Origin of the sequence: Streptomyces sp. MnatMP-M17, assembly GCF_900091995.1 — a bacterium.
Lineage (GTDB): Bacteria > Actinomycetota > Actinomycetes > Streptomycetales > Streptomycetaceae > Streptomyces.
Window position 1 is genome coordinate 1 of record NZ_FMDK01000127.1, and the last position, 8,526, is coordinate 8,526.

The following is an 8,526-nucleotide window of genomic DNA, read 5'->3' on the forward strand; positions in this document are numbered from 1 at the left end:
GGCCCGGCGGCCCGATGTCGCCGCCGCGGTCGACGAGGTCAAACGGCTGCTCGGCGAGGGCAGTATCGCGCGGGCGGTGGACATCCTCGGCGACATCCTCCCGGCGGCGGCCGAGGAGCACGGCGAGCACTCACCGGTCGTACGCATCCTGCGCAAGCAGTACGCCTCGACCCTGATGGACGACGGCCAGTACCGCCGCGCGCTGCCCGAGCTGCGCAGACTCGCCGACGACCGTACGGCGGAGGCCGGCCCCGGCGATCCGCAGACGCTCCAGTTCCGCTACGACGCCGCGCAATGTCTGGAGCAGCTCGGCGAGGCGTCCGCCGCGCTGGCCGAGTACCACGCGGTCCTTCCGTACTACGAGAGCGGACAGCCGGGCGCGCTCACCGATCCGGGCCGCGCGTTCGACATCCGGCACCGCGTGGCCAATCTGCTGCTCGCGGTGGGCGATCACGCGGCGGCCCGGCAGCAGTTGCAGAATCTGCTCTGGGACACCGAGCGCGCGTACGGCGCCTATCACGCGCTCCCGACGGAACTGCGCCGCACGCTGGAGCGCCAGCAGCGGTTCAGGGCGTAGGACAGGGCCTGGGCGTTGCACACCCAGGCCCTGAACGCCTGTTCAGCGAAAGCCTGCTCAGCGGCCCTGTCTTCAGCGGCCCTGCAACGCCTTGACGTTGTTCCCGAACGTCCAGTTCTTCGAGCCGTCCCAGTTGACCGACCAGGTCATCAGGCCCTTCAGGGCGCCGTTGTAGTTGTTCCACGCCTGCGAGACCAGGTTCGGCGCCATATAGCCGCCTCCCGCGCCCGTCTGCGCCGGAAGTCCCGGGACCTGCTTGTCGTACGGGACCTTGATCGTGGTGCCCTGGATGACCAGGCCCCGGTTGAGGCAGTCCGTCTGCGCGGTGAATCCCGCGACCGTGCCGGCGGAGTACGAGTCGCCCGAGCAGCCGTACATGCTGCCGTTGTAGTACTGCATGTTCAGCCACCAGAGCCGGCCGTTGTCCGCGTACTTCTTCACGATGGGCAGATACGCGCCCCAGATCGAGCCGTACGCCACGCTGCCGCCGGTGACATACGCCGTCTCCGGCGCCATCGTCAGACCGAAGTTCGAGGGCATCTGGGCGAGCACACCGTCGATGATGCGGATGAGATTGGCCTGCGACGGCGACAGCGTGTTGATGTTGCCGCTGCCGACCAGACCGGTCTCGATGTCGATGTCGATCCCGTCGAAGTTGTACTTCTTCAGGATCGGCACCACCGTCGCGACGAACCGGTCGGCGACCGCGCTCGAACTGAGGTCGATACCGGCCGTGGCGCCGCCGATCGACAGCAGTGTCGTGAGCCCGGAGGCCTTGGCCGCGCACATCTCCGCCGGAGTCGCGACCTTCACCGTCGCGTCCATCCCGTCCTCCCAGAGGACCGTGCCGTCCGAGCGGATGACCGGGAACGCCGCGTTGATCACGTTGTAGCCGTGCTCACGGATACGGCTGTCGGTGATCGGGATCCAGCCGAGCGGCGGATGCACACCGTTGGCGGCGCCGTCCCAGTTCTCCCAGTAGCCCTGGAGCACCTTGCCCGTGGGCTTCGACTTGACCGCGCAGGTGACATCCTGCGCCGCGCTCGTCGCGCCCGCCGCACGAGGCGCGCCCGGCGCCGCGGCGATCAGCCCTTGCAGAACGAAGGCCAAGGCGAGGCCGGCCCCCAGAAAACGTACCGTCCGAGCGATCATGCCGTGCTCCCTTCCGCCCCGGCCGGCCGGGAGCGTGGGGGACCCGGAGGCGTACGGGTGCGATGCGACGCGCTTAACGTAAGTTGGTCCAGACCTTTCGTCAATAGGGTCCGGACCAACCCGACTTGTCAGGCGCGCTCCCGCGGGTTGTCAGGCGCGCGCCCGCAGAAAGGCCGAGGTGGAGACGCGGCCGAGCATCTCCAGCCGCGAGGTGCCGCCCGCGAGATGCTTGTCCGCGGCCTCCTTGACGCCCGGCCACTTCCCGTCGCCGAAGTCGTCAAGGACGACGATCCCGCCGGGAGCCACGATGTCCTCGGCCCACTCCAGATCGGCGAGTACGCCCTCCGCGGAGTGGTCACCGTCCACGATGATCACGCCGTACTCACGGTCGGAGACCGCGGCCCGTACCTCGGGATCGCCGGAGAAGCCCTGCTCGATCCGGGCCTCGGCGCCCGCACGGCCGCCCAGCAGGAGGTTCTCGCGTACGACATCCATCCGTACCGGCGTACCGGTCGGGTCCGCGCCCATGCCCGCGCCGGGCTGGAGCTGGCTGCCCGCGAGCGGATCGACGATCGTCAGCCGCGCCTCCAGGCCCGCGCGGTGCAGCATCCGCATCAGCGTGGCCGCGAAGACTCCGTGCAGAGTGCCGATCTCCAGGACGTCCTTGTTCGGCGGGTCGAGCAGCGGCACGGTGGCGAGCTTGCCGCAGATATTGGCGGTGGAGCCGGCCAGCCGGCCCACGGCGAGGGCCTCCATCGCGATCACATTGCGGAAGGCGATGGTGGCGTTGCGGCGCGCGACACCGGTCTCCTGCCCGGTCACATCCGCGATCTGGCGCACCAAAGTGTTGAACGCGGCAGGCGTGAACACCCGGGGACCACTGCGGCCCATCTTGTTGAACAGCAGGCCCACCACGTACTGCTGATTGCGCAGTTCCTTCACCTCGCGCTGAAGGGTTTCCACATCGGAGCGCAGGGAGGAGGACGACCGCTTGACGCGCTGATCCACTCGGGCCGCGACCGGACGGAGAATCCGCTTCGCCAGCCGGTTGCTCAGTAGGGATGACATGCGCGGAAGCTACGCCCGTGCCTCGCTTTCCGGACCATCTGGGGATGCCGAGAAGATGAAGTCTTGATGAGGCGGGAGTGGATGAAATATGGAGGTGTGGCCACCGGCTCGGGCAGGGCCGCTTGTGTCACACTCCTGAGGGTCGGCGGCGCGCCGGTCACTTCACTCGGGGAGAGCGCGTACGGAGATGACGGTCCGGGTCCAGCTCTTCAGATTCGCCCTGGTCGGGGTGGTGAACACCGGCACGTACTACGCGTGTTACCTGGCCCTGCTGAACAGACTGCCGTATGTCGTGTCCCACGTTCTGGCCTTTCTGCTGAGCATGGTCGGATCGTTCTTCCTGACCAGCCGTTTCACCTACCGGACGCGTCCCACCTGGCGGAAGTTCCTGCTCTTCCCGCTCACCAACGCCGCGAACTTCGTGATCACCACGAGCGGTGTCTATCTGCTGGTGGACGTCCTGCGTCTGAGCAGCCGTTACGCGCCGCTGATCGCAGCCGCCGCGGCTGTTCCGGTCACCTTTGTGGTCTCCCGTACGATCATGCTCCGCCCGGAGCGGGACAGGCCGGACCAGGACAAGTCGCTTCGGCACGGGCCGGAGCAGGAAAAGAGGGCCGACCGCATCGCTGCGGCCGGCCCTCCTTCTCCTTCGTGTGTCAGTTCGTCGGGGGAGCCGGCAGCGAATGGGCGGTGAAGACGGGAGCCTCGGACTGCTTGGCCGCGCCGGAAGCCTGGGCCCGCTTCAGCGCGAAGTCCGGACGGACGCTGTAGACCCGCGTCTGGTGGGTCGCGGTGCGGAATGAGTAGGCCCAGGTCGGACCGGACGAGTCGGTGAAGGTGAACGCGTTCGGCTCGGTCGCGGAGAGCTCCTCGCTCTCCTGCCTCCACGCGCGCCAGGTCCCGGTGCCCTGCACCGCCTCACCGGTGTGGTAGATCGTGCCGTCGGCGCCGCGCACCACGACCTCGGTGATGCCGTTCAGCGGGCTGATCACGGCGGCGGGCGAGCCGTCCGCCGTCACACCGGCGACCGCGCTCCACGCGTCGTAGACGGAGCCCTCAGTGGCCTGGACGGTCGTGACGACCGTGCCGGTTGTGTCGGTGGCGAAGATACGGAGACGGTAGCCCGGGTAGACGACCACCGCCGGAGTGCCGGTGATGGTCTGCGTGCCCACCGTCGTCCAGGAGGAGATGGTGCCGGGCTCCTTGAACAGCGCCGTGCTCAGCGCACCCGAGGCGTTCTTGCCGAAGAGCTGGATGCCGTCGCGGACGGTCACCGCGGTGAGCGGTCCGGAGAAGCCGGTGCCGGAGAGCGGCGTCCAGCCCATGAAGTCCACATTGGCGCGCTGCTGGAGGCGGTACCAGGGAGCGCCGTTCGCGTCGACGGAGAACTGGACGAGCAGTCCTGACGGAGTCTTGGCGGTGACGGCGGGCTGGGCCATCGCGCCGGCCAGATCGATCCAGCCGCCCCAGTCGGCCGCCCCCTTGGCGGCCTGGTTGCGCTGCCAGACACTGCCCGCGGTGTTGAGCGCGGTCACCACGACCCGGCCGTCAGTGTGCTCGGACAGCGACGGCTGTCCCGAGAACGCCTCGTTGCCGCCGATCGTCTCCCACTTGACACCGTTGAAGTCCGACGGGTCCGCCTGGCGGCCGTACCGGAGGTATCCGAGGCTGTCGGTGAACGCGTACTCCAGCGAGCCGGCCGAGGAGTTGAGCACGGCGCCGCGGCTGTACGGCTGCACGTCCACGGCCGGCGACGCGGGCGTGTGGTCGGTGTCGATCCGGCAGATGTCGGGCGCCGTGGAGACCGTTGTGTACGCGTTGGCCCAACCGCTGTTCGCCACCAGCTTGTTGTAGACCGGGAAGTCGCGGGTGTCCTCGTCGTAGCGGTAGTAGCGGACCTCGCCGTTGCCCTTGACCCGGAACAGGGTGTCCGCGCCATAGGTGGACATCGACTTCGTGTCGGTCCAGTCCGAGGCGGAGGCCAGGACATGGCGCTCCAGCCAGCGCTGGCTGGTCACGTCGTAGCGCGACCGGTAGATCTTTCCATCGGCGGCGCGCCCGAAGAGCACGCCCTTGTCGCCGGCGTAGATCGCCTCGTAGCGGTCCCATCCCATGTCGACGATCTTGCCGCCCGTGGCGGTGACGTCATCGCCGGCGACGCTGTAGTGCCACCAGCGCAGCGCTCCCGTCTCCGCCTCGAACGCCCAGAGGTAGCCGCCTCGGTCGATGGTGACGTCATCGGCCTTGTCGCCCGTACGGAACTGGGCGAAACCCGTGGTGAGCTTCTTGTGGTGCACGTCCCATGTGTTGCTCGCGGTGATCCGGTGGCTGTAGTACAGACCGTCCGACTTGATCCCGTAGAAGGTCGCTCCAGGGCCGGCCATGAGCTTTCCGTAGCCGGTCCATCCCGTGTCGATGGTGGAGGCGGCGGGCATCGTATTGCCCGAGATGGGCGAGGGCATGTCCTGTCTCATCAGCTTGCCGGCCGAGTCGATGCCGTATGTCGCGCCGTTCGAGCCGCAGGTGACCGGAGCGGCGGCCTCAGCGCTGCCGGGAACCGCTACGAGCAGAGGCAGAGAGGCGGCCACTGCCATGGCCAGCGCTGTCCAACGTGCCGAGCTACGAGGCGAATTGAGAGTCATGCGTTGGACGCTAGGCGTCGCTGGGTGAACGGAGCGGTAGCGCTCGGGTGAACAACAATCTTGAGCAGTCGACCACCAGATGAACCTTCCGTAATCGACTCGACACATTCGTCATGCACTCATCATGATTTGAAGATCAATCAACTCGGCTCAGTGGGGGGACCGTGCCGGCGTACCGCAGGCTCGCGCAACGCTTCCTGATGACTCGTCTCCGGGGCAGCGGCTGGTTCAAGGCCATCGCCCTGGCGGTCGTCGGTGTCGTGACCGTCGGCACACTCGCGGTCGCGGGAGCGGGCTTCCCGCTCTTCCCCGACCCGCTGCCCGGAGCCGAAGGGCCCGGCCAGCGCTGGGGCAGTGCCGAAGGCCGTGACCATCTCGTCTCGGGCAAGACCAACCGCCGTACGGGGCAGTCGCTGCGTGCGAAGTACCCGCTGCGCGCCCAGGCCGTGAACAAGCCGGACAAGGGACGCAACACCGCCTCCGTCGGCACCCCGCCCGCCGCGGACGGCGAGGTGGCGGGCTTCGACCGCAGGACCAGCAAGGAGATCGTCTCCGAGCGCGGCGCGCGCAGCCGTACCTACGCCAACGCCGACGGCACCGAGACCACCGAGCTGTCCACCGTTCCCGTCAACTACAAGGACGACAGCGGCGCCTGGCGGCCCATCGATCCCTCGCTGGTCGAGTCGGACGCGGGCGACGGCGCCTTCTCCAACACCTCGGACTCCGTGGACATCCGGCTCGCGGACCGGGCCGACGCGGACCGGCTCGCCGCCCTCACCCTCCCTTCCGGCGAGTCCTTCGCGTACGGGCTGGACGGCGCCGCCGCCGCCCAGGGCAGCGCGGACGGCGACCGGGTCAGCTACTCCGATGTGCTGCCCGGAACCGATCTGTGGCTGGACTCGCAGGCGGGCGGCATCAAGGAGACGCTGGTCCTGCGCTCCGCCGACGCTCCGACCAGCTTTGTCTTCCCTCTCCGGCTGACCGGTCTGACCGCCAGGCCCGGCAGCGCGGCCGACGGCGGTGAGGGCTCCGTCGTCCTCGCCGACGGCCAGGGCCGTACGAAGGCCGTCATTCCCGCCGGATTCATGGAGGACGCCAAGCGCGTCGTCTCCCACGCCGTCCGCTACGAACTGATCGAGCGGGACGGCGGCCAGGCCCTCCGCATCAGCGTCGACCGCGACTGGCTCACCGATCCGGCGCGCGAGTTCCCCGTACGGGTCGATCCCTCGGTCGACACCACCAAGTCGTCCTCCTCGATGTATGTCACGGGCAATGGAGCGGTCTCGGGCGCCAGTGAACTGCACGTCGGCAAGGGCACGGCCGGCTCCACCGCCTCCTACCTCGGCTTTCCCGGTCTCGACACCAAGCTGAGGAACCACCACATCTTCGGTGCGCAGCTCCAGGTGGTGAACTACGAAGCGGCCTCCTGCAAGCCGCGCTCCGTCTCCGTCCACCCGGTGACCCAGCCCTGGACGGTCGCGACCGGCGGCTCCTACCCGGGCCCTTCGGTCGGCAACGCGCTCGCCTCCCGGTCCTTCGCGTACGGCTATATAGCCCTCGGCTCCTCGTCCTCCGGCTGCCCGGCGGCCGGTGAGCTGTTCAACCTCGGCAAGGGCGGCCGTGACCTGGTGCAGCGCTGGGCGGACGGTACGCAGCCCAACTACGGGCTCTCCCTGCGGGCCTCGGCCACCGACCCGCTCGGCTTCAAGAAGTTCACCGGCGACACCACCGCCAATCCGCCGACGCTGTTCGTCACGCACTCGCCGTACAACGCCTCGTACTCCTTCCCCAAGCCGGTACCCGATCCGCCGGTGCTCCAGAACCAGGCGGGCAAGGTCAAGGTCACCGTCACCAACAAGGGCGCGGAGACCTGGACATCGAGCGGCTACTACCTCGCCTACCGGGCCTACGACTCCAAGGGCAAGCTGGTCACCCAGCAGCGCGCGGCCAATGTCACGGGCCAGGTGGCCAACGGCCAGCGCATCACCTTCGACGCCACCATCAAGGCGCTGCCGCCGGGCACCTACATGCTCGACTTCACGATGGTGCGCACGGGCGGCAAGGTCTTCACCGACGAGCAGGTGCCGCCGGGACGGCTGATCCTCCAGGTCTTCGACATCGCGCCGGTGGTCAAGGAGCAGTTCCCGCCGAACGGATACCAGGCGCAGACGCTCACTCCGCAGCTCTGGGCGGCCGGTGTCGACATCGACGCGCCGCCCGGATCCTCGCTCCAGTACAAGTTCGAGATCTGCGAGGCGGACAAGGACAACAGGCCGACGGCCTGCACCACCTCCGCCTATCAGCCGGGATCCGCCTATCCCGTGCCCGCCGGACGGCTGAAGTGGGGTACGACATATCTCTGGCGCGGCTTCGTCAAGGACGCGTCGAACGAGGTGCCGACCGCGCAGGTCGCGCTGATCGCCGCCGTCCCGCAGCCCGAGATCACCTCACGGCTCGCCGAGGCCCAGGGCAAGGAGTTCGATCCGAACGTCGGCAACTTCACCACGGCAGCCGTCGACGCCTCCGTCGCCGGTGTGGGCCCGGATCTGACGCTCGTACGGACGTACAACAGCCTGGACCCGAGGCGTGACGCAGCCTTCGGCGCGGGCTGGTCGACGCGGTACGACATGAGGCTCACACCCGACGACGACGGGACGGGCAATGTCGTCATCCGCTACCCGGACGGCCAGGACGTCCGCTTCGGCAAGAACACGGACGGTACGTTCGCGCCGCCGCCGGGCCGCTTCGCCAAGCTGACCGTCGACGCCACGGCCGGTACGTACAAGCTCCAGGACAAGTCCGGCACGACCTACGAGTTCAGCTCCTCCGGTCTGCTGACGAAGATCACCGATCCGTTCTCCACGGCCGTCACCTACACCTACTCCGGCGGGAAGATCTCCACCGCCGTCAACGCCCGCAGCGGCCGGCTGCTCACCTTCACCTGGACCGGCGCGCATGTCACCAAGGTGGCCACCAACGCCGTCGACGGCGCGGCGCTGAGCTGGACGTACACCTACACCGGAGACCGGCTCGACAAGGTGTGCGATCCGGCGGGCGGCTGCACCCAGTACGGCTACGGCGCGGGCA

General features: G+C 68.5%; 5 protein-coding genes and 1 pseudogene. 3 read left to right on the top strand and 3 right to left on the bottom strand.

Features of this window, described 5'->3' with window-relative positions; all coding sequences use genetic code 11:
* Nucleotides 1–577, top strand: a pseudogene (locus GA0115259_RS06820) (serine/threonine protein kinase); the annotation flags it as partial.
* 72 nt (nt 578–649) lie between these two features.
* Here the strand turns inward: GA0115259_RS06820 and GA0115259_RS06825 are convergent.
* Nucleotides 650–1,729 carry a chitinase gene (locus tag GA0115259_RS06825; RefSeq protein ID WP_093592326.1) on the bottom strand — a complete coding sequence of 360 codons (1,080 nt, stop codon included), beginning with the start codon at nt 1,727–1,729 and terminating at the stop codon, nt 650–652.
* Between the two features lie 150 nt (nt 1,730–1,879).
* Nucleotides 1,880–2,797 (bottom strand): class I SAM-dependent methyltransferase, encoded by a 918-nt coding sequence (locus GA0115259_RS06830; protein ID WP_093592329.1) that lies wholly within the window; start codon nt 2,795–2,797, stop codon nt 1,880–1,882.
* A 187-nt stretch (nt 2,798–2,984) separates the two neighbouring features.
* Here GA0115259_RS06830 and GA0115259_RS06835 point away from each other — a divergent pair, with 187 nt between their 5' ends.
* Nucleotides 2,985–3,491: a GtrA family protein gene (locus tag GA0115259_RS06835; protein WP_093592332.1), complete on the top strand. Its 507-nt coding sequence runs from the start codon at nt 2,985–2,987 to the stop codon at nt 3,489–3,491.
* Here the strand turns inward: GA0115259_RS06835 and GA0115259_RS06840 are convergent.
* A complete protein-coding gene (locus tag GA0115259_RS06840; protein WP_093592335.1) occupies nt 3,454–5,439 on the bottom strand; it encodes a DUF8189 domain-containing protein in 1,986 nt (661 codons plus the stop codon). The genes GA0115259_RS06835 and GA0115259_RS06840 overlap by 38 nt on opposite strands.
* 200 nt (nt 5,440–5,639) lie before the next feature.
* On the opposite strand from GA0115259_RS06840, the gene GA0115259_RS06845 reads away from it, so the two are divergent.
* Nucleotides 5,640–8,526, top strand: a 2,887-nt coding sequence (locus GA0115259_RS06845; RefSeq protein WP_141716471.1) for a DUF6531 domain-containing protein, incomplete at its 3' end; no start/stop codon positions are given.